Source organism: Ruegeria sp. CG4 (assembly GCF_056537185.1).
Genome location: NZ_JBQFRB010000001.1, coordinates 614,880 through 633,637, shown reverse-complemented (window position 1 = coordinate 633,637; position 18,758 = coordinate 614,880). Strand labels below are relative to the sequence as shown.

General features: G+C 57.7%; 16 protein-coding genes and 4 tRNA genes. 11 read left to right on the top strand and 9 right to left on the bottom strand.

Translation table 11 applies throughout. The features are described from left to right. Nucleotides 1–44 precede the first annotated feature (44 nt). A complete protein-coding gene (locus ACR0J2_RS03125; protein ID WP_480811633.1) occupies nucleotides 45–743 on the top strand; it encodes a lipid-binding SYLF domain-containing protein in 699 nt (232 codons plus the stop codon). A gap of 3 nt (nucleotides 744–746) precedes the next feature. Here the strand turns inward: ACR0J2_RS03125 and ACR0J2_RS03120 are convergent, their stop codons facing one another. Continuing rightward, a complete protein-coding gene (locus ACR0J2_RS03120; RefSeq protein WP_480811632.1) occupies nucleotides 747–1,700 on the bottom strand; it encodes a radical SAM protein in 954 nt (317 codons plus the stop codon). A 163-nt stretch (nucleotides 1,701–1,863) separates the two neighbouring features. On the opposite strand from ACR0J2_RS03120, the gene zwf reads away from it, so the two are divergent. The 4 genes from zwf to ACR0J2_RS03100 all read left to right on the top strand — a co-directional run bounded on the left by zwf (nucleotide 1,864) and on the right by ACR0J2_RS03100 (nucleotide 7,410). Continuing rightward, nucleotides 1,864–3,318 (top strand): glucose-6-phosphate dehydrogenase, encoded by a 1,455-nt coding sequence (zwf, locus tag ACR0J2_RS03115; protein WP_480811631.1) that lies wholly within the window; start codon nucleotides 1,864–1,866, stop codon nucleotides 3,316–3,318. Beyond that, the gene (gene pgl, locus ACR0J2_RS03110) at nucleotides 3,315–3,986 is read left to right on the top strand and encodes a 6-phosphogluconolactonase (protein ID WP_321252732.1); all 672 of its coding nucleotides are present in this window, start codon (nucleotides 3,315–3,317) and stop codon (nucleotides 3,984–3,986) included. The genes zwf and pgl overlap by 4 nt, the downstream gene beginning before the upstream one ends. A gap of 5 nt (nucleotides 3,987–3,991) precedes the next feature. Beyond that, complete coding sequence (gene pgi / locus ACR0J2_RS03105; protein ID WP_480811630.1) at nucleotides 3,992–5,602, top strand: glucose-6-phosphate isomerase; 1,611 nt, start codon at nucleotides 3,992–3,994, stop codon at nucleotides 5,600–5,602. Nucleotides 5,603–5,790: 188 nt separating this feature from the next. Beyond that, entirely contained in the window at nucleotides 5,791–7,410 is a 1,620-nt protein-coding gene (locus tag ACR0J2_RS03100) for a long-chain-fatty-acid--CoA ligase (RefSeq protein WP_480811629.1), read from the top strand. A 21-nt stretch (nucleotides 7,411–7,431) separates the two neighbouring features. On the opposite strand, the gene ACR0J2_RS03095 is transcribed toward ACR0J2_RS03100, so the two are convergent. The 4 genes from ACR0J2_RS03095 to ACR0J2_RS03080 all read right to left on the bottom strand — a co-directional run bounded on the left by ACR0J2_RS03095 (nucleotide 7,432) and on the right by ACR0J2_RS03080 (nucleotide 10,863). Further along, nucleotides 7,432–7,506: transfer RNA gene (locus ACR0J2_RS03095), tRNA-Asn, on the bottom strand. Nucleotides 7,507–7,709: 203 nt separating this feature from the next. Then, nucleotides 7,710–9,578: an amidohydrolase family protein gene (locus tag ACR0J2_RS03090; protein WP_480811628.1), complete on the bottom strand. Its 1,869-nt coding sequence runs from the start codon at nucleotides 9,576–9,578 to the stop codon at nucleotides 7,710–7,712. Between the two features lie 220 nt (nucleotides 9,579–9,798). Continuing rightward, nucleotides 9,799–9,873, bottom strand: a tRNA-Asn gene (locus ACR0J2_RS03085). Between the two features lie 75 nt (nucleotides 9,874–9,948). Further along, the gene (locus tag ACR0J2_RS03080; RefSeq protein ID WP_480811627.1) at nucleotides 9,949–10,863 is read right to left on the bottom strand and encodes an MBL fold metallo-hydrolase; all 915 of its coding nucleotides are present in this window, start codon (nucleotides 10,861–10,863) and stop codon (nucleotides 9,949–9,951) included. 48 nt (nucleotides 10,864–10,911) lie between these two features. On the opposite strand from ACR0J2_RS03080, the gene ACR0J2_RS03075 reads away from it, so the two are divergent. Together ACR0J2_RS03075 and ACR0J2_RS03070 are read left to right on the top strand one after the other, a co-directional pair. Next, nucleotides 10,912–12,231, top strand: a complete 1,320-nt coding sequence (locus tag ACR0J2_RS03075; protein ID WP_480811626.1) for an ATP-binding protein — start codon at nucleotides 10,912–10,914, stop codon at nucleotides 12,229–12,231. A 223-nt stretch (nucleotides 12,232–12,454) separates the two neighbouring features. Next, a tRNA-Arg gene (locus tag ACR0J2_RS03070) sits at nucleotides 12,455–12,531 on the top strand. 145 nt (nucleotides 12,532–12,676) lie between these two features. Here ACR0J2_RS03070 and ACR0J2_RS03065 read toward each other — a convergent pair. After that, a tRNA-Met gene (locus tag ACR0J2_RS03065) sits at nucleotides 12,677–12,750 on the bottom strand. A 180-nt stretch (nucleotides 12,751–12,930) separates the two neighbouring features. Between ACR0J2_RS03065 and purM the strand changes: the two genes are divergently transcribed. The 3 genes from purM (at nucleotide 12,931) to rnd (ending at nucleotide 15,841) form a co-directional block, all read left to right on the top strand. Beyond that, complete coding sequence (gene purM / locus ACR0J2_RS03060) at nucleotides 12,931–13,977, top strand: phosphoribosylformylglycinamidine cyclo-ligase (RefSeq protein WP_480811625.1); 1,047 nt, start codon at nucleotides 12,931–12,933, stop codon at nucleotides 13,975–13,977. Next, nucleotides 13,974–14,570, top strand: a complete 597-nt coding sequence (purN, locus tag ACR0J2_RS03055) for a phosphoribosylglycinamide formyltransferase (protein ID WP_480811624.1) — start codon at nucleotides 13,974–13,976, stop codon at nucleotides 14,568–14,570. Before purM ends, purN begins: the two co-directional genes overlap by 4 nt. 113 nt (nucleotides 14,571–14,683) lie before the next feature. After that, the gene (gene rnd, locus ACR0J2_RS03050; protein ID WP_170677296.1) at nucleotides 14,684–15,841 is read left to right on the top strand and encodes a ribonuclease D; all 1,158 of its coding nucleotides are present in this window, start codon (nucleotides 14,684–14,686) and stop codon (nucleotides 15,839–15,841) included. A 6-nt stretch (nucleotides 15,842–15,847) separates the two neighbouring features. On the opposite strand, the gene ACR0J2_RS03045 is transcribed toward rnd, so the two are convergent. Continuing rightward, nucleotides 15,848–16,372: a hypothetical protein gene (locus tag ACR0J2_RS03045; RefSeq protein ID WP_170614916.1), complete on the bottom strand. Its 525-nt coding sequence runs from the start codon at nucleotides 16,370–16,372 to the stop codon at nucleotides 15,848–15,850. 138 nt (nucleotides 16,373–16,510) lie between these two features. Between ACR0J2_RS03045 and ACR0J2_RS03040 the strand changes: the two genes are divergently transcribed. Then, nucleotides 16,511–16,921, top strand: a complete 411-nt coding sequence (locus ACR0J2_RS03040; protein ID WP_170614917.1) for a SufE family protein — start codon at nucleotides 16,511–16,513, stop codon at nucleotides 16,919–16,921. A gap of 41 nt (nucleotides 16,922–16,962) precedes the next feature. On the opposite strand, the gene ACR0J2_RS03035 is transcribed toward ACR0J2_RS03040, so the two are convergent. After that, a complete protein-coding gene (locus ACR0J2_RS03035) occupies nucleotides 16,963–17,631 on the bottom strand; it encodes a DUF1638 domain-containing protein (RefSeq protein ID WP_480811623.1) in 669 nt (222 codons plus the stop codon). Between the two features lie 160 nt (nucleotides 17,632–17,791). After that, complete coding sequence (locus tag ACR0J2_RS03030; protein ID WP_170614919.1) at nucleotides 17,792–18,490, bottom strand: corrinoid protein; 699 nt, start codon at nucleotides 18,488–18,490, stop codon at nucleotides 17,792–17,794. Nucleotides 18,491–18,758 lie beyond the last annotated feature (268 nt).

The window sequence follows — 18,758 nt, the reverse complement described above, 5'->3', positions numbered from 1 at the left end:
GTTAAGGTGCGCTTCAGACTTCGGATCACACACGGAATAGCCTGATGCAGAGAGTAATGATTGCGGTTGCCGCCTGTTTGACGTTTTTCGGGCCGGCATCGTCCGAAGGAGTTTTGGACAAGTTAAAAAAGGGTGCTGAAAGCACGGCGGACGCCATCGGTCAGGGGGCCGAAGCCGTCGGCGGGACACTCAAGAAGGGCGCAGGCGCGGTTGATGAGACGCTCAATTCAACCGCCGATCTGGTGTCTAACGAAGCCACCCCGGAAGAAACACGCGCCAAGCTGGATGCTATGGCGGAAACGGTATTGACCCAGTTGCTGGCGGAAAACCCGGATGCGGCGTTTCTTTATGAAATCAGTGCGGGCTATGCGGTGTTTGATTCCCGAAAAGTCACGGTTTTTCCTGTTTCCGCAGGATATGGCCGAGGTGTGGCAGTATCAAAAGAAACAGGTCAGCACACTTACATGAATATGGGAACAGGTGGGGTAGGTGCAGCTATCGGCATTGGCGGTTTTGAAACCAAGTTCGTCATCCTGTTCGAGACCCCCGCAGATCTGGAACACTTTATCGCCTACGGATACGACGCGACGGCTGAATCCGGTGCCATGTACGGCGATGACAGCAAAAGCGAGACGGTCCGGTTCACCGAGGGGCGTTCGTTCTTTGTGCTCAGCAAAAAGGGCTGGCGCGTCTCTGCCGGGGCGTCAGGAACCAAATACTGGAAATCCCCGGAACTGAACTGAGGTTCAGGCGGAACAGCTTGCGCCGCCCAGGACGCAGAATTTGGCGCAATGGGGGTGGTTCAGGTGTACGTCCGCCTCGGCGTCCGCAAGTGTCGGCCCCATCTCGAACTCAGCCTCATAGGGTAGCAAGGTGCAGGCCAGAACCGCCGGACGATCCGCGCCTTTGCGTTTGACCACCATGCGGGACGAGGCGCACATTACGCTTTCGGGGGATTTGTCCAGTATACCCCAACAAGCGGTCGTGATTTCAGGCACTTCTACGGTTTCGTCCATCTCGGGAAACAGGACAGTTTGACCAGGGTTGTGCGCGTCGATGTCAAAGCCATGCTCTGCAAAAAACGCCGCATAGCCGGCGCGGCTTTCTGTGTCGGTATCCCCCCAGACCGTACGACCGGCAACCGCCATTTTGATCCCGTTGTCGCGCAGCCATTCCATCCCGGTCTGGGTTTTTCCAAAGCTTCCTGTGCCGCGTTCCTTGTCGTGCAGTTCGGGCAGGAAGTGATCGACCGAGACCCGCAATGTCAGCTTGTCGCCAAAGTCACGTTGCAGACCTAAAAGGCCCTCGCGCATCTTGCGGCGCATCATCGGTTTCATGGCGTTGGTCAGGATCAGGACCTCAAACCCGTGTTCCAAGGCGGCCCGGGTCATGTCGATCATCTCGGGGTTCATGAACGGCTCGCCCCCAGTGAATCCAATTTCGCGGACCGGCCAGTTTCTGGATTTGATTTGCTTCAGAAAATCAGTCACCTCCGCCGCCGTGATATAGACCAGAGCATCGTTGGTTGGACTGCTGGCAATATAACAGTTCACGCATTCGATATTGCATAGGGTTCCGGTGTTGAACCAAAGCGTTTCGGGATTGCTCAGCTTTACCGAGGCGCGAATCTGACCGTCTGCTGTCATCAGTTTGTCCTGAAATTTTCCAGCATTGGCGATTTGGGCAGCGTTGTCTTTCATTCCCGTATCCGGTTCCTTGCAGTCGTCAGAATGACTTAACCTTTCGGGACAGCAGAGTTAAGTATGACGCGGCGGTCCTGACAGAGTTTTGATGACCTGCGAGAATTGACGATTGATTGCGCTAACATTGGACATGCCGTCAGGGGCAAGGTAAGGAAAACCCATGGTTTCTCGTGTCATACCTGTGGACCCGTTCGATCTGGTCATTTTCGGCGCAACCGGCGATCTGGCAAAGCGCAAGATTCTTCCTGCGTTGTTCCGGAGGTTCTGTGCAAGGCAATGGCCCGACGATGTTCAGATCATCGGCGCGGCACGAGGGGATCATGACTGCCAGGGGTTCCGCGATATCGTGGCCGAATCTCTGCGTCAGCACGCGTCCCGGCATTGTCAGGACGAAGCGGCGCTGGAAAGCTTCCTTCAACGTGTCGATTATGTCGCTCTGGACGGCCTGTCGACAGTGGGATGGGACCGGCTGGCGGAAAAACTGACAATCGACCGCATCCGCGCCTTTTACTTTTCGGTTGGTCCAAGGTTGTTTGGACCGTTGGCGGAGCGGATCAAATCCAACGATCTGGCGACCTCGCAAACGCGGATCGTGGTTGAAAAACCTTTTGGGCATGATTTGGACAGTGCGCGGGCCCTGAATGCGACATTGGCGGCGCATTTCGAAGAAGGGCAGATCTATCGGATTGATCACTACCTGGGCAAGGAAACGGTTCAGAACCTGATGGCCGTCCGCTTTGGGAACATGCTGTTCGAACCGTTGTGGAACAGCCAGTATGTCGATCACATCCAGATCACCGTTGCCGAGACCGTCGGCATAGACGGCCGCGAGGAGTATTATGACCGCGCAGGTGCAATGCGTGATATGATGCAGAACCATCTGATGCAGCTTCTGTGCCTGATCGCGATGGAACCGCCGGCCAAGTTCGACCCGGACGCGGTGCGGGATGAAAAACTGAAAGTCATTCGTGCACTGGACCCGGTTGAGCCGCACCACATCGTGCGCGGTCAATTTGCGGCAGGCGGCGGCATGCCCGGCTATCGTGACATTGTGGGCAACCCGCGTTCGACCACGGAAAGCTACGTGGCCTTGCGGGCCCATATCAGCAATTGGCGGTGGGCGGGGACCCCGTTCTACATGCGTACAGGCAAGCGGCTGGTGGCGCGGTCCTCGGTGATCAATGTGCAGTTCAAGGATGCGCCGCACTCGATCTTTGGTGAGGAATCCGGGCGGCATGCCAATGCGCTATCCATCCGGCTGCAGCCAAATGAGGGCATCACGCTCAAGGTCACGATCAAGGAACCGGGACAAGGGGGGATGCGTCTGATCGACGTGCCGCTGGACATGAGCTTTGCCGTTGCTCTGGGCCCCGAAAATCAGGACCCGCCGGACGCTTATGAACGGCTTGTCATGGACGTGATCCGGGGCAACCAGACCCTGTTCATGCGCGGGGACGAGGTCGAGGCCGCGTGGGCCTGGACCGACCCGATCATTGCCGGGTGGAAGGCGCGGGGTGACGTGCCGAAACCCTATGATACAGGCAGCACCGGTCCGGGCGACGCCGAGCAGCTGATGAAAAGAGATGGTCGCCACTGGCAAGGGATAAAGCCATGAATATTCAGGAATATGCAGACCGCGACATGCTGGCCATCGATGTGGCAAACGCGTTGGCCGGGGATCTTGAGGCGGCCTTGCTGCACCATGACGTAGTGTCTTTGGCTGTTCCGGGGGGCACGACACCGGGGCCGATCTTCGATGGGCTTTGCGCCGCCGATCTTGAGTGGGATCGGGTATGTGTCCTGCCGACGGATGAACGCTGCGTTCCGGGGGATCACGACCGCTCGAACGAACGTCTCATTCGCGAGCGTTTGCTGACCAGCCGGGCCTCGGTCGCGCAATATCTTCCGCTTTATGTTCCCGGCAAGGCGCCCGAAGAGATTTTACCCGAGATTGAAAGCCTTCTTGCCCCGGTTCTGCCTTTGTCGGTTCTGGTGCTGGGCATGGGAGAAGACATGCACACGGCATCTTTGTTTCCCGGTATGGACGGGCTCGAGGCAGCCCTGAGCAGCCACGCACCTACGTTGGCGGTGGCTCGCACCGAAGTTCAGCCCGAAGCGCGCATCACCCTGACCGCGCCGGTACTGGATGGGGCGCTGTCCAAACATCTGGTCATCTATGGCGCATCCAAGCGCGAGGCGCTGGAACGCGCAATGTCACTGCCGCCGGAAGAAGCGCCGATCGCCGCGGTTCTGAGCGGTTTGACGGTTCACTGGGCGGAGTGATGGCAATGCAGTTGGACACTCTCAAATCGCTGGCAACATCTGCGAAGGATCACAGCATTCTGGACCTGTTCGACAGCGACGCTGACCGGGCGCACCAGTTTTCGGCATCTGCCGGAGATCTGCTGTTCGACTACTCCAAAACCCTGATCAACTCCGAAATCCGTGATGCCTTGACCGGGCTTTGCGATTCTGCGGGTCTGGCCGACAAGCGTACCGCCATGTTCGGCGGAGAAAAAATAAATCAGACCGAAGGGCGCGCGGTCCTTCACACCGCGCTGCGAAATCTGGATGGCGGGCCGGTTGAGGTCGATGGTCAGGATGTGATGCCAGAGGTTCTGGACACATTGCAGCGGATGCGCGTTTTTGCGGAAGAAGTACGCGGAGGCTCGATCGTTGGGGCAGGCGGTAGCTTTACGGATGTAGTGAATATCGGGATCGGCGGATCCGACCTGGGGCCCGTCATGGCCACCCATGCGCTTTCGCCATACCATGACGGTCCAAGGCTGCACTATGTCTCGAACGTGGATGGTGCGCATATTGCGGATACTTTGCGCCAGCTGGATCCCACGCGAACGCTGGTCATAGTCGCCTCCAAGACGTTCACGACCATCGAAACAATGACCAATGCCCGGACAGCGCGCGCCTGGATGCTGGACGGCGGCGGTGACCCGGCACGTCAATTTGCCGCCGTGTCAAGCGCGCTTGACAAGACGCAGGCCTTTGGCATCCCGGAAGACCGCGTATTTGGTTTCGCCGACTGGGTCGGCGGGCGCTATTCCGTCTGGGGGCCAGTTGGCCTGCCGGTGATGATCGCCGTCGGGTCCAACGCCTTTGACGCGTTCCTGCGCGGCGGTCAGGCAATGGACCTGCATTTCCGGTCCGCTGAGTGGTCCGAGAATATGCCGGTGATGCTGGCGCTTGTCGGTGTCTGGCACCGTCAGGTACTGGGCTATCCCAGCCGCGCCGTTCTGCCCTATGATCAGCGTTTGCTGCGTCTTCCGGCTTATTTCCAACAGCTTGAAATGGAATCGAACGGCAAGTCGGTCGCCATGGATGGCAGCCCGTTGACCGTGCCGTCTGGCCCGGTTGTCTGGGGAGAGCCGGGAACAAACGGACAGCACGCCTTTTACCAGCTGATCCACCAGGGCACCGATATCATACCGTGCGAGTTCATGGTGGCCGCGGAAGGACACGAACCTGAACTGGCGCATCACCACCGCCTTTTGCTGGCCAATTGCCTTGCCCAATCCGAAGCGCTTATGCGCGGGCGTTCGCTGGAGGAAGCGCGGTCGCGGATGGCAGACAAGGGGTTGAAGGGCGATGAACTGGAGCGGCAGGCGCGTCACCGCGTGTTTCCGGGAAACCGTCCATCCTCGACGCTGATCTATCCAAAGCTGACCCCGTTTGTGCTGGGCCAGATCATTGCGCTCTATGAACATCGGGTTTTCGTGGAGGGCATTCTGCTGGGCCTCAACTCGTTCGACCAATGGGGCGTTGAGCTGGGTAAAGAGCTGGCCACATCTCTGGGACCAATCGTCGACGGCGACGAAAAGGCTGCGGAAAAGGACGGTTCGACCGCTGCCTTGGTAGACTACGCCCTGCGTCACAGAGCCTGAATTCCCTAATAACACCGACTCCCTTAGCGCGGTTTTGTACAATCTTTTATTGTCAGACAATTAAATGATTGGCAGGATTTGTCGGGGGAGACGCTCTGATCAGACCGCCGAGACTTGGTCCGGTGCAGATTGATGATCAGGGATCAGCGCCGCGGGCCTCTTGCGGCGCAGCCAAAGGGAGGATGCCCATGCTGGGACAGATGATGACGCAGCCATTGCTGATTTCGGCACTGATTGATCATGCGGAACGCTACCACGGACAGACCGAGATTCATTCGGTAGAAACCGATGGAACCGTCACACAGACCAACTGGTCCGAGATTGCCCGAAATGCGCGCCGGCTTGCGTCCGCACTTACGCAACTGGGCCTGCAGCCGCAGGACCGGATTGGTACGCTTGCATGGAACAACCGCCGCCATCTGGAAATCTACTACGCAACCTCGGGTGCCGGGTATGTCTGCCATACTGTGAACCCGCGCCTGTTTCCCGAACAGCTTACATATATCATCAACCACGCAAAGGATCGGGTCCTGTTCTTTGACGCGACCTTCATCCCCTTGGTCGCGGCGCTGCGCGACAAACTGACCGAAGTACAGCACTACGTAATGATGGGACCGAGAAATCAGGATGCCCTGTGGCAGATCCCAGGATTGCAGTTCTATGACGAGCTACTGGAAACCGGCAAGGCGGACTTTGATTGGCCCAGCTTTGATGAAAATACCGCCGCGGGCCTGTGCTACACGTCCGGAACCACCGGGAACCCAAAGGGGGTTCTGTATTCCCATCGTTCGACGGTGCTGCACAGCTTTGCGTCGAACGCTACGGATGTCATCGGGTTTTCGGCGGTTGACGTGGTCCTGCCGGTGGTTCCGATGTTTCACGTCAATGCCTGGGGGTCGCCCTATGCCTGTGCCATGTCCGGATCACGCATGGTTCTGCCTGGCCCTGATCTGCACGGGGAGGCGCTGGTCAAGCTGATCGACAAATATGGCGTTACGCTGGCCATGGGTGTGCCGACGATCTGGCAGGGTTTGCTGGCCTATGCCGAACAGTCCGGCAGCAAACTGGCCAGTCTGAACCGTACGGTGATCGGTGGTGCCGCATGCCCGCCATCAATGATCGAAACGTTCAGGGAATCCTATGGTGTCGACACTGTGCACGCCTGGGGCATGAGCGAGATGAGCCCCCTGGGCACCGCAAATGTTGCTTTGGCAAAACACCGCGACCTTCCGCTGGAAGAACAGCACAAGTTGCGCGAAAATCAAGGTCGCCCGCCGTTTGGCGTCGAGCTGAAAATCGTGGATGACATAGGCAACGATCTGCCGCACGACGGACAGACGCAGGGCGATCTGTTGGTGCGCGGGCATTGGGTGCTGGACAGCTATTTCCGGATGCAGGACGAGGACCTATTGCAGGATGGCTGGTTTGCGACCGGAGACGTCGCCACGCTGGACGCGGACGGATACATGACGATCCGCGACCGGTCCAAGGACATCATCAAGTCGGGTGGCGAATGGATCAGTTCGGTAGAACTGGAGAACATTGCCGTTGCGCATCCTCAACTGGCCACGGCCGCCGTCGTCGGCGTACCACACGCCAAATGGGGCGAACGCCCGCTGCTGGTGGCGGTCCGGGCCGCGGGGCAGGATCCGGCGCCGGACGAGATATTGTCGTTCTTTGATGGGAAAATCGCCTCGTGGCAAATCCCGGACAGGGTCGTCTTTGTCGACGCCCTTCCACTGAGTGCAACCGGCAAGGTGATGAAACGCATTTTGCGTTCCGATCACGCGAATGCGCTGACCGGTTAAGCTCTTGGTTTTCTGGAAATTTGGCTCCGGCGGTAGGGATCGAACCTACGACCAATTGATTAACAGTCAACTGCTCTACCGCTGAGCTACGCCGGAACTGAGCTGCGTGTATCAACAGGCAAAGCGGAGGTCCAGATGCAATTACGATTTTTTGAGGGGTGAAGTACAAGCTCTCTGATCTGATCCGGCCGCAACTCAAGGCGGGCTTTCTTCTACAACGCTGCCGACGGCCTCATTGAGCCCAAAGCAGACTATCGTTTCGCCATACCCAATGACGCGGCGAGATAGTTAGTTGTTGGTCACTCAGACTGAATAGGTCTAACCCCTCCCGTGCGGGCCATCATAGCTTTCGCATAATCACGTTTTACAGTTGCACTGCCCTCGAAGCGAGCATGCACTACGCAATAGAACAGGGCACCGTCATCTAAACCGCTTCGAGGTGTAAACCAATCGAAAGAGTCGGCCGGCTCTACCGATGCAACCTGATTGGTTGGTGGCGCGGCAGGTGCGACATTGGCTTCACTATTTGTGATATCATCGAGCAGTGTTGGACGGGCAGTGCCGGTATCTGGTGTGAGAATACCCATGATCTGCTCGCGACCAGCCGGAGTGAAACGCCCTTGTTCCTCGACGGGAAACCGGATCGGCTGCCCTGCAAAGGTATCTCGCTGCACTTCACTGTTCTTTACGACAATGGTTCCGTTGACGAGCACGTACGGAATGCCTTCTGACGGAATTCCTTGCTGGCCTAACGTATAGTTCGCCTTTTCGGTCACAGTTTCCGGATCAAAAATCGTGATGTCCGCAACCATGCCTTCTTGCATACGCCCACGCACCTGCATTGCCCGCAAGCCCGTGTCACCTAATCGCTTGGCGTGGATGTAGCTTAGCTGAGTCAGTGTAAGCATTAGCGGTACATTCGCTTCGCGAGCCAGTCTCAAGACAAGCGCGTGGCTGCCTGCTGACCGAGGATGCCCGGCATAGTCTTCGTAAGGAGCATCCCAACTCATCAAGTTGCCCTCGATGTCTAGCCCGGCCATACCGTCGCCCGAGATGCCATAGCCTGCGATGGTGATCCAATCATTCAGCCATTGCTCTCTTGGAGGGCTAAAAACAATGGCCGTCCGTCCTGGCTCATTCTCAGCGAAACCCAAGAACTCGTCTTTGGTCACAAAGCGATCAAGTTGGGGGTCAAAGATGGTGTCTTCGTATTTGTACCCCATCGAGCCTTCCCAGTTTTCGGGGGCGATGATCGAAGCTCCGTAGTTTCCCGACCCTGCGGTCCAAGGATAGTAGCTGGACCAAACGTTGTAGCCTTGGTCGCGGGCCATCTGGAGCTTTTCCTGATTTTCCCACCAGCCATAGTCATTGTCATGATGTATGTGGAGCGGTGCGTCGAGCACCATCGCGTTGACCAAGATTTCGTTCACACCCGTCTGTGTTTCTGTCGGTGTCGAAGCACTGGGATGAAATCGGTGATGGACGGAGGTCAATCTTCCGTAACGCGCCGCAGCCCGCTGCGCTTCGAACATCTCATATGTCGTTATGCCTTCGCGAGCATATCCAATCGTCGACCCTACACCGAGCGCACCTAAACGCAGCCCCTCATCAAGTTGCGCAGTGATTTCGTTCATTTGCTCACGGTTACTTGGGACCGAAGACCATCCCTCGACGCCGTCTTCCACGGATTGTGCCCTCAGTGCGAAGAAATTTCGGAAGTCTATATCCCCGCCTTCAAGCACGAGGCCGTCATGAACCCGCATCCGCGCGAATTCTTGTCCAACAACTGTGCCATAGTTTGCCTGCGTTGCACCCTTTCGTGCTTCGTACCATTCATCGATGTTCGCGGCTCCGACCTCAAAATCCATTTGGGTTGTGACGCCATCACGAAGGTTTACCTTGATACCCCACGGGTCCAACCCATGCTGCTCGAGGTCAATAAACCCAGGAGCTACAACGTGACCTGTCGCATCGATGGTCTCGCTGCCATCAATTTCTTCGTCAGTGATCGCGGTGATCCAACCATTGCTGACTCCGACGTTTGAGATCTGATCGAACCCGGTTTCCGGGTCCATTACCCGACCGTTGAGAATGACGACGTCGTAAGTCTGCGCGGTGCATAGTGTCGAAAGAACAGACAACGTGCCCGCCAGAAACAAGGTGCGCATAGATAGATCCTCCCGTTGACTATCAGAATATCGGAAAGCGGTTTCAGATCAACAAAATGGCATGTTTTGATATCTAGTGGCGGTAGGTTGAATGGTCGTTTGTCCGCAGAGCACACATTCGTGCCATTTGAGTCTCGGCATCAAAAGGGCATCGCGACCCTATATCCCTTTGCCGAAACATGAGGGCTTTAAGTGCGTGTCGGAATTATCTGGAGAATTTTGGCTCCGGCGGTAGGGATCGAACCTACGACCAATTGATTAACAGTCAACTGCTCTACCGCTGAGCTACGCCGGAACTGAGGGCCGTATAGCAACCTCGGATTTCGCCGTCCAGAGCAGAACGACCGGAAGAACGAAAATTCTTTTCGGCTTATTCTACCCTGTGAAAACAAGCGTCGGTCGACAACTTTCCTGACGGACGGACGTGCGATTTTCCCCAAAGATCAACGAGATGCGCGAAAACATTCCGCTCGGCTGCGGGCAAAAGTGCTTCTGGTGTGTCGGTGTAAATTCGTGCGGCAAGCTCACGGGCGGTGCCGGGGTTATGGCTGAGCGTCTGCAGTATCTGGGCTTCACGGCTTCTTCTGTGGCTGATCAGCCAGTCCAGCCGGGCGGCGGGATCGGCAATGGGTGCACCATGTCCCGCATGAAAGACAGACCAGTCACGGGCACGAAGACGCTCACATGCGACCATGAAGTCGGTCAGATCCCCGTCCGGCGGAGACACCAGAGAACTGGCCCAGCCCATCACGTGATCCGCTGTAAAGCACACATCACCCCAGGCGAGCGCGATGTGGTTTCCCAGATGGCCCGGCGTATGAATAACCTCGACCTGCCAGCCGTCGCCGTCAACGGTTTCGCCGTCTGCCAGTTCGACATGCGGGCGAAAATCCCCGTCTATTCCTTCACCACCGCCAACAAGACCGTTTTCCGCAAGTTCGCGCATTACGTTGCTGCGCCCGGCCTCGGGGCCGCCAAAAGCCAGAATCGGCGCACCGGTGCGGGCGGACAAAGGGGCAGCGAGGGGAGAATGGTCCAGATGGCTGTGGGTGACAAAGATGTGGCTGATCTTCTGCCCAGCGTTCAGCGCGCCCAGAATGGCGTCGAGATGCGGTTCGCTGAGGGGGCCTGGATCGATAACCGCGATGTCGCCTGAGCCCAGCAGATAAGTATTGGTCCCGCGATACGTCATCGGAGACGGGTTTGGAGCCACGATGCGTCTGAGGCCGTGTTGCAATTGCTCGGCCTGTCCTGTCGGCGGGTCGAAATCGTCGGGGGCTTGCATGGGCGATGTGCTCTTTCTCTTGCCGGTGCGGCTCGCTAGGTTTAGCGCATGTCAACGCATTGGCTCAAACCATATATGCCGCGCAGCCTGTACGCCCGGGCTGCCCTGATCATTGTTCTGCCGGTGGCTGTCCTGCTGCTGGTGGTGGGAATCGCGTTTCTGCAAAAACACCTGGAGGATGTCACCGCGCAGATGACGCGCGCGACGTCGCGCGAAGTGATGCTGGTGACCGAGGCCGTTGAACACGCGGAAACGCAGCAGCAGGTGTTGGCTGCGATACGGCCCGAACTGGCCACGCTCGAAATGCAGCTTCGGTTTCTTGACCTGAACGAACAGCCCGATGTCGGCAGGCGGCGCTGGTACGATTTCATCGCGCCTCAGGTGGAAGCGGAATTGCGAGCGTTGATTCCGAATCTGACGGCTGTGGCCCTTCCCAGCGGTCACGAAGCCCGGCTGTACCTGGATACGGACCTGGGACTGCTACAACTGACATTCGATCGTCGCCGCCTGTCACCTACAACACCGCATCAGTTGATTGTGACGATGGTGTTCTTCGCCATAGTGATGACAACGATATCGTTTCTGTACATGCGCAATCAGTTGCGACCGATCACCCGGCTGGCATACGCGGCCCAGGCCTTCGGGCGGGGCAGGGTCGTGCCGTATTCACCCGGAGGTGCCACCGAAGTCCGCGCGGCAGGAAGCGCCTTTCTGGACATGCGCGCGCGGATCGAACGTCAGATGGAACAGCGTACCCTGATGTTGTCCGGGGTCAGCCACGACCTGAGAACGCCGTTGACGCGTCTGAAACTGGGTCTGTCGATGTTGCCCGAGGATGAAGCAGCGCCCCTGTTGCAGGACGTGAATGAGATGCAATCGCTGCTGGATGCATTTCTGGAGTTTTCGCGGGGTGCCGCCGAGGGCGCACCGGAAGAAGTGAACCCGGAAATCCTGCTGCAGCAGATTGTGGACGACGCACAACGCGCCGGGCTAGCGGTTGAACTGGTTTCAGTCGAAGGCGGAGGAACCGTCATGTTGCGCTCGACGGCATTTCGGCGCGCCGTTGAAAACCTGATCGGTAATGCGGTTCGCTATGGCGACAGGGCAGAGGTCAGTCTGACCCTGACGCAGAAGTCGTTGCGGGTCAGGGTCGAAGATGACGGACCCGGCATCCCTGCGGAACAGCGCACCGAGGCGGTCAAGCCCTTCACCCGGCTTGATCCGTCCCGGAATCAAAACAAGGGCAGCGGCGTGGGATTGGGGCTGGCGATTGTGGCCGACATAGCCCGCGCGCACGGCGGCGTTTTGCGGCTGGCCGAAAGCAGCCGACTGGGCGGACTGTGTGCGGATATCATTATTGGACGGTAACGGCAGTTCCGGCGCGAATCGCGGCTACGATTGCGGAGGGCTTCCGGACCGGTATCTTGAAACTGCGCTCTATGGGAAGAATACCCAGTAACCTTTGCCTTTTCGGTCTTCGTTTCATATTTCGGCTGAAAGCAAATTGAGTGCCTTGGCCGGCCGTCGGTAATGCAAAAGCGTTACACCGTTGACATTGTCCGGGCATTCCCCGAATTACTTTGGGAGGCAAGGGCCGTTAGCTCATCTGGATAGAGCGCCAAATTCCTAATTTGGAGGCAGCAGGTTCGAGTCCTGCACGGCTCACCACTTTTCCGGTATTCACCCTCTCGCAGCGCAAGGTTTGCCACAACTGGCTAAGGTTATGATTCTTTACCGCGAATCGGATCTATTGTTCCTTGTCCAACTAACACCCGAACAGTGCCTGAACGTAATATGGGGAAATCCACTCTCCTAGGGGATGAGGGACTTGAACCCCCAACCAAAGCGTTATGAGCGCTCTGCTCTAACCAATTGAGCTAATCCCCCAGGAACACGCGCTACGTACAGCAATGTTATCGGCACGCCAAGAGTGTTCGGTGCTCAATCTGAAATTCTTGGCGTTCACGGCATCCGGCGGCGTCCAGTGACACACCTGTTGCGCCTGACCGTTGCAACGCGCGGCGCAATCGAATAACCCGCGCGAATAGCATTCAGGAAGGGTTGGCCATGACAGCGGGCAAGAACGGAATCACCTATGCTGACGCAGGTGTCGATATTGATGCGGGAAACGCATTGGTGGACCGCATTAAACCTGCGGCCAAGCGGACCAACCGTTCCGGAGTGATGAGCGGCCTGGGCGGGTTTGGCGCCTTGTTTGATCTGAAAGACGCGGGATACACCGATCCGATCCTGGTCGGTGCGACGGACGGAGTTGGAACGAAACTGCGGATTGCCATTGATACTGGCGTTGTCGACGGCGTGGGCATCGATCTTGTCGCCATGTGCGTCAACGACCTGATCTGTCAGGGGGCCGAGCCACTGTTTTTCCTGGACTACTTTGCGACCGGCAAGCTGGATACCGATACAGCCGCCCGGATCATCGAAGGTATTGCTGAAGGTTGCGTTCAGTCTGGCTGTGCCCTGATCGGTGGAGAGACGGCGGAAATGCCGGGCATGTACCGGGAAGGAGATTTCGATCTGGCCGGCTTCTCGGTCGGTGCCATGGAACGCGGTGCGCATCTGCCGGCAGGTGTGCAGCAAGGCGATGTTCTGCTGGGACTGGCCTCCAATGGGGTGCATTCCAACGGGTATTCGCTGGTGCGCAAACTGGTCGAGATGTCGGGCCTGGGCTGGGATGCAGATTCTCCGTTTGGTGACGGGTCGTTGGGCGAGGCATTGCTGACCCCGACACGGCTTTATGTGAAACAAGCACTGCAGGCGATCCGGGCCGGGGGCGTACATGCGCTGGCCCATATTACCGGCGGCGGTCTGACCGAAAACCTGCCTCGGGTTCTGCCCGACGATCTGGGTGCCGAAATCGATTTGAGTTCGTGGACACTGCCCCCGGTCTTTGGCTGGATGGCTCAGGTCGGCGGCATTGCCGAAGCTGAGATGCTCAAGACTTTCAACTGCGGCATCGGCATGATCATTGTCTGCGCCGCTGACCGTGCTGATGAATTGGCAAACCTGTTGACTGAAGCCGGAGAAAGCGTTTCCCGCATTGGCACCGTTACCGATCAGCCCGGTGTATCCTATTCCGGTAAATTGCTGTGAGCCATAAGCGCGTCGCCATCCTGATTTCCGGTGGCGGATCAAACATGGTGTCGTTGGTTGACAGTATGACCGGCGAACATCCGGCGCGTCCCTGTCTGGTTCTGGCCAATAACGCGCAGGCCGGCGGTTTAAGAAAGGCCACGGATCGGGGCATTCCGACCGCTGTGGTGGATCACCGCCCGTTCAACGGTGATCGCGCCGCTTTCGAAGCCGAACTGTTGAAACCCTTGCAGGAAGCACAGCCGGATATTGTGTGCCTCGCCGGATTCATGCGGGTGCTGACCGGCGATTTCGTTTCCCAGTTTCAGGGCAGGATGCTGAATATCCACCCCTCTCTGCTGCCCAAGTACAAAGGTCTGGGCACGCATGCCCGGGCCATTGCAGCGGGCGACGCAGAGCATGGATGCTCGGTGCACGAAGTCACCGCCGCGCTGGATGACGGACCGATACTGGGACAGGCGCGAGTCAGGGTCGAAGCAGGCGATACGCCGGAATCTTTGGCGGAGCGCGTGCTGGCCTGGGAACACAAACTGTATCCTGCCGTGTTGAGAAGGTATGCAGAAGGCAACAGGTCGCCAGTTCTGCTGCCGTGATCCGCTGTGGGTGATTTACACGCGGCTGTTATTCTGCCTATGGTTTGCTCAAGGGCTCGGGACGAGGTCAAAAACGGGCAGTTGAAAGAGCAAGAGCAAGAACAGTACGGCGAATGAAAACCCTGACAACGACGCAAGAGCTGGCCGCATTCTGCAAGGCCGCGGCGGACTTCCCTTATGTCACCGTGGACACCGAATTTCTGCGCGAGCGTACCTATTATTCGAAACTCTGCCTGGTTCAGCTTGCCGTCCCTTCCAACGACGAAGACAGCGCCGTTCTGGTGGACCCACTGGCGGATGGGCTGTCGCTTGAACCGCTTTTCGACCTGTTTCGAAATGAGGACATCGTCAAGGTGTTCCACGCTGCGCGTCAGGATCTGGAGATTTTCTGGGTCGAGGCGGGTGTCTTCCCAAAACCCCTGTTCGATACGCAGGTGGCCGCAATGGTCTGCGGATTTGGCGAACAGGTCGGCTATGAGACGCTTGTGCGCAAGATTTGCCGACAGGGCGTCGACAAGACTTCTCGCTTTACGGATTGGTCACGGCGCCCGCTGACCGATGCGCAAAAGACCTATGCGCTGGCGGACGTGACCCACCTGCGTCAGATTTACGAACATCTGGCGGCTGAGCTGGAAAAAACACGCCGCAGCCATTGGGTGGCCGAAGAACTGCGCACCCTGACCGAGGCTGGCACTTATGAAATGCGGCCTGAGGAAGCTTGGAAGCGTGTCAAAACGCGCACGAATTCGGCAAGATTTCTGGCTGTCGTGCGTGAGCTTGCCAAGTTTCGCGAGGCATACGCGCAGGAAAACAATGTGCCACGCAGCCGCGTGTTCAAGGATGACGCATTGATCGAGCTGGCATCGACCAAACCGAAAACGGCATCAGATCTGGGCGGTTCACGTTTGTTGCTGCGCGAGGCGCGCAAAGGCGCAATTGCCAACGGGATTCTGGCAGCGGTTGAAACAGGTGTGAATTGCCCTTCGTCGGATCTACCGCTGGTCGACAAGGCGCGCGACAACCTCAAGGTCAACCCGGCGCTATCTGACTTGCTGCGCGTTCTGCTAAAGTCAAAAACCGAAAGTTCGGGTGTGGCGGCCAAACTGATTGCAACCAGTTCCGAGCTGGATCAGATCGCAGCGGGCGAACGTGAACTGCCAGCCATGTCGGGTTGGCGGTTTGAGGTGTTCGGTGAAGACGCCCTGAAACTGTGTGAGGGCAAGATCGCCCTGGCCGCCAAAGGGCAGGTCGTGAAGGTCGTTTCCCTCTGACGCCGATCAGCGCCGCCGCGATTCCAACGTGTTCTGCTGGCCGACCACCCGCACCAGACGGATGGATTGCAGATCCTGCAGGCTGACATTGATCGCGTCCGAAACCATCCGGGACCGCTCGGAGCCCTGACGCGTCTGGGCTTTTGGGTAATTTACCCGAAAGCCAAATTCCAGAACGCCGTTTTTCGAGTTCTCTTCACTAACAACAGGAACCAGACGCGCATTGAAGGCGCCCTGGCGTATTGCCGTGCCGGATGCATAGACAATCGCGCCCGAGGGTGTTGGATCGATCCTCAGTTCATCGATCCTTGCAAGCAGGACGCTCGTATCCGCTTCTTCGGGGCGGGAAAACAGGCCGGTTCCGGTGCGTTGCTTCGGGATAAGCGCATTGGCTTCGTCGACCGGAACCTCCTCCGGTGGAGGTGTGCCCGGGCCAAACCAGTTCGAAGGGTTCGCCCGAGAATCGCGCCAGCTATTGCAGGCAGACAGGGTCAGCGATGCGACCATTAGAAAGGTGAGTGTTTTTTTCATGGTCTCAAAGCCCTGAGCAGTAGTTCCGACAATGGGTTAGCGCAATTTCCATGCTTTGAAAAGCCGGACTGGGACTGGACAGTCGCGCATGCTCGGCATAGGTCAAAAAAGTGAAGGTAACAAAAGGACCGCGGCAACATGGCAACGCCTGCCTTTGAAGAGATCGTCGAGGATTTCGAGTTCCTTGAGGACTGGGAAGACCGGTATCGTCATGTCATCGATCAGGGCAAGGCGATGGAACCTCTGGACGAGGCGCTGAAGGTTCCGGCCACAAAGGTTCATGGATGCGCCAGCCAGGTCTGGCTGCATCCGATGATCGACAACGGTGTGTTTCGTTTTGACGGCGACAGCGATGCACTGATCGTGCGCGGCCTGATTGCGGTGTTGCGGTCGTTGTACAATGGGTTGCCAGTGCGTGACGTGCCGATGGTGGACGCCGGCGGGGAACTGGCGAGATTGGGTCTGAATGATCATTTGTCAGCGCAACGGTCCAACGGCCTGCGTTCGATGATTGAAAGGATTCGGGACGTAGCCCGGGAAAACGCCTGATCGGGACGGGCGAGCGGCCAGTCGCGCACCCCAAGGTATTTTCAGACAGAAGAAGACCGGGCCGCCCAGTCTGCCAGCGTGGTTTCGAGATCTCCGTAGCCGGTAAACCGCCGCTCGAATTCCAGGCCCATCCGGTCGGCGCAGTCGCGCGCGCGAGCGGTCAGATCGGGGTCGTCGGTTTGCGCCTGGTACACGAGCTTGGTGTAATTGCCGAAATACATGTCGCGCAGTTCAGGGTGCCGGTCGAGGCCCAGAGGTTTCCAAATGAACGCATCGAACTGGCGGGCCAGAAAGTCGGTCAGATAGAAAGCCGTGGTTTCATCGTCGCCGCGCGCCTCGAACCGGGTGTTACCTTCGAAGAAGGAATAGCAATGCGGTCCCTGAACCATTTCGACACCCAGTTCGGCGCACGCCTTTTGCAGCAGCCCTCCGGTTCCGCAATCGGCGTAGACAACAAAGATCTGGTCATAATTGTCGCTGTGTTTGGCGACGGCGTCCTCAACGGCCTGAGTGATGCGATCGGGGTGGATGTGCAGGATGGCAGGCAGGCAGGTCAGCGCCATGTGATCCCAGCCGTTACGCTTTTTCAGATCCAGAATTTCACGCGCCAGCGCGCCGCAAGCCAGCAAAAGAATGCGCCCCTGTTTTTCATCGCTGGAATAGCCTTCGGTTGTAAGGCTGGCATCGTCAGGTAGATGGTCCTTTTGCATTGCATTGCCTCCCGGGCAGTCCTTTGGTCAGAAAAGGCGCGATCCATCCATGTGGCAAGCCCTGTCGCGAAATGGATTGGCAACACGGCGAGAATTGCGACCGGGCGAACAAAAAAGCCGCCCGGTGGCGGGCGGCTTAATGAACTCAGTCCTGAGCTTGTCAGCCCGCCATTTGATTGTGCTTGCGCGACACAAAGTCCTTGGCGGTTTCGACAGCCACGGCCGCATCGCGGCAATAGGCGTCCGCGCCAATCGCTTTGCCGAACTCTTCGTTCAGGGGCGCACCGCCCACCAGAACAATATAGTCATCGCGAACGCCCTGTTCGACCAGGGTGTCGATCACCACCTTCATGTAAGGCATCGTGGTGGTCAGAAGGGCCGACATGCCCAGGATGTCCGGCTCTTCCGATTCCAGCGCTTCCAGATAGTTTTCGACCGGGTTGTTGATGCCGATGTCGACCACGTCAAAACCAGCACCTTCCATCATCATCGACACGAGGTTTTTACCGATGTCGTGGATGTCGCCCTTGACGGTTCCGATGACCATCTTGCCCACGCGCGGGGCACCGGTCTCGGCCAGCAGCGGCTTGAGGATCGCCATGCCACCCTTCATCGCGTTTGCAGCCAGGAGTACTTCGGGAACGAACAGGATGCCGTCACGGAAGTCATGGCCAACGATGGTCATGCCGCCGACCAGCGCTTTGGTCAGAATGTCGTAGGGGGTCCATCCGCGTTCCAGCAGGATGTTTACACCTTCTTCGATTTCTTCTTTCAGGCCGTCATAAAGATCGTCGAACATCTGTTCGACAAGTTCGTCGTCATTCAGTTCGGACAGGACGATGTCTTCCTCATCGGACATGGGGCATTTCCCTGAGCTGTGCGGACCCTTGGCCCGTGGTGGCGTTTTTCCCGTTTTGACCATTTTGCCGCAGTTCGACTGTGACGATTGCGACGTCGGCCGTTCCGGGACCGACTTATAGGTCAAATTATTGACCCGCCCGAATGAATAATTTGCAGAATGATCCTGCAACTCATTCAGATTATGGCAAAGCCACGGACCAATGGCCTGACTCTGGATTCCATCGCTGTGGCGCGGCAATAATTTGGCGGAAATCGATGCTTGTGTC